Below are 2,159 nucleotides of genomic sequence, written 5' to 3'. Positions count from 1 at the left end.
GGATATCGTGCGCGGCGACAAGCGCCGTCGACTGCACAAGGCCTTCCTGCGCTACCACGACGCCAACAACTGGCCGCTGCTGCGTGAGGCTTTGAAGAGCATGGGCCGCGCCGACCTGATCGGCAACGGCAAGCACCACCTCATCCCGACGTGGCAGCCGCTGACCGACGGCGGCTACACGAGCGCGCGTCGCAAGAACTCGACCGTCGCACCGGCGGTCGGCAAGTCCGCGCCGGTCAAGCTGACGCCGGTGAAGCCCTCGAAGGGCCGCATCCTCACACAGCACACCGGCCTGCCGCCGCGCGACAACGGTTCCGGCGCGGCGCCGCGCAAGGCTGCTGGTCCGGTGCGCGGCAGCATTCGCAAGCCGCGCTGAGTTTCAGAACGCCAGCAGGCCCGCTGGCAGCAGCTTGCCGACCCAGGCACCCATGGCTGCCATGTGTGCCAGCACCGTGGCCCAGTAGCCCGCCATGAAGCTCGCTTTGCGCACCTTGTGGCGGAACAGCCGCTGCGCGACCCAGGCGCCGGGCCAACCCCCGATCAGTGAGAGCAGGTGCAGCGTGTTCTCTGCGGTGCGCCAGCGGCCTGTTTCGGCTGCGTTCTTGTCGAAGCCGTAGATGAAGAAAGTCAGCAGGCTGAGCAGCGCCAAAACGCCAAGCGCGATCGGTGGAAGGCGTGCGGTCCATACGCCGTAGCCGAGCAGCGCGCCGTAGGCCATGAGCAGAAGAGCCATCGGCAAAGGGGACGAAGAAGAGGTCGACGAACGCACCGAGCGATCAGGTTGCCGGCGAGGCGGTGCCGACCTCCGCTGCGGTTGTGATTGCGGCTGCCGTGCTGCACCGGCTGCCTGTACCGACATCGCACGCGGCCCCTTGCCGCCAACATGGATCTCCTCGAAGTTCACCCTCATGCCGACCTGCGGCGTGGTGCCCCGGTCGGTGAAGTCGCGCAGATGCACGAACACATCGGCGGAGATTTCGGGGCAGCGGATGAAGCCGAAGCCCCGGTCCTTTTCCCATCGAACGAGCGTGCCCTGGCGTTTCATCGGCGGGATTCTCGCCGCTACGCGTACTGCATCTCGCCATTGCCGAACGACCAGTTTTCCTTCGCCACCTCGACGAGATTGATGAAAACATCCTCGCGCCGGATGCCCAGTTGGCCGTGCAGATCGTCGGCCACGCGCTTGTAGAAGGCCTTCTTCATCTCCGTCGTTCTTCCGTGATTCAGCGTGATCTGGATCAGCACGAAGCCCGGCGAGTAGACAACACCGAGGTAGCTCGCCGGATGGACCAGCTCGCGTGCGTCGTGCCGCGTGATGATCTGGAACTTGTCGTCTTCCGGCACGTTGATGGTGTCCCGCATGGCCTGATAAATGAGATCCCCGATGGCCGGACCCAGGGTCTCGGGGCTGTCATTGGAAAGATCGATCCGGACGAGTGGCATCTGCGGTGCCTCGAAAAAGAGTGGGAACCTAAGATACACCCCGTATCGATCGGCCATGGCGGGCGCGATGCTGCTGCTGGTGCGGCGCAGCAAGCCCGCGCAGTCCGACTGAAGGCGAGGGTGGGGCGGTCCGCTGTATGGTGTGGGCCATGAGCAGTTCGTACTACCCGTCGGCTTCATGGACGATGCGCACCCTGGCGGGGTCGCTTCTGCTGCTCGCGGCTTCTGCGCAAGTGCTTGCCGCCGCACCGGAGAATTCCTCCGCCCAGGCGCTGCGTGCCACCCATCAGCGCTTGAGCGACAAGCTCGACAAGAGCAGTTTCGGGCGGCCCGTGCAGCTCGATTCCATGGAGACGGCCGACGGCCTGCAGGGCGATGTCTACGCCGTGGTCGAGCATCCGCTCGCGGAAATCAGCACCACGCTGAAGGGATCGGCCCACTGGTGCGAAGTGCTGACGCTGCACATCAACAACCGGCGCTGCAGCACGGCCAGCGGTCCGCAGGGGCGCGAGATGCTGACGCTCTACGTGGTGCGGCGCTACGACAAGCCCATCGACCAGGCCTTCGAGCTGCCGTTCGTCTACCGGGTAGCGAGTGCCACGCCCGAGCACCTGATGGTCGAGCTGTCGGCCGAGACCGGGCCGCTGGGCACCAGCAACTATCGCGTCACGCTGGAGGCCGTGGCGCTCGACGAGCGCAAGAGCTTCCTGCATTTC

General features: G+C 65.5%; 3 protein-coding genes and 1 pseudogene. 2 read left to right on the top strand and 2 right to left on the bottom strand.

Annotated features, from left to right (window positions below; translation table 11 throughout):
• Positions 1-376 (top strand): DUF3362 domain-containing protein (locus tag ACSFA3_RS22245; protein ID WP_435507674.1); only part of this gene is annotated, 376 nt, incomplete at its 5' end.
• Positions 377-379: 3 nt separating this feature from the next.
• Here ACSFA3_RS22245 and ACSFA3_RS22240 read toward each other — a convergent pair.
• The gene (locus ACSFA3_RS22240; protein ID WP_435465497.1) at positions 380-1,045 is read right to left on the bottom strand and encodes a DUF1294 domain-containing protein; all 666 of its coding nucleotides are present in this window, start codon (positions 1,043-1,045) and stop codon (positions 380-382) included.
• Positions 1,046-1,062: 17 nt separating this feature from the next.
• A complete protein-coding gene (locus tag ACSFA3_RS22235) occupies positions 1,063-1,443 on the bottom strand; it encodes a tautomerase family protein (RefSeq protein WP_435465496.1) in 381 nt (126 codons plus the stop codon).
• A gap of 149 nt (positions 1,444-1,592) precedes the next feature.
• On the opposite strand from ACSFA3_RS22235, the pseudogene ACSFA3_RS22230 reads away from it, so the two are divergent.
• Positions 1,593-2,159, top strand: a pseudogene (locus ACSFA3_RS22230) (hypothetical protein); the annotation flags it as partial.

The organism is Variovorax glucosi, from assembly GCF_051216695.1.
GTDB lineage: Bacteria > Pseudomonadota > Gammaproteobacteria > Burkholderiales > Burkholderiaceae_C > Variovorax.
This window is presented reverse-complemented; position numbering and strand designations above follow the sequence as displayed.

Bases quoted from the DNA above. Each gene is read 5' to 3' on its own strand.
- ACSFA3_RS22235 (WP_435465496.1), bottom strand. From the start codon at position 1,443: ATGCCACTCGTCCGGATCGATCTTTCCAATGACAGCCCCGAGACCCTG.
- ACSFA3_RS22240 (WP_435465497.1), bottom strand. From the start codon at position 1,045: ATGAAACGCCAGGGCACGCTCGTTCGATGGGAAAAGGACCGGGGCTTC.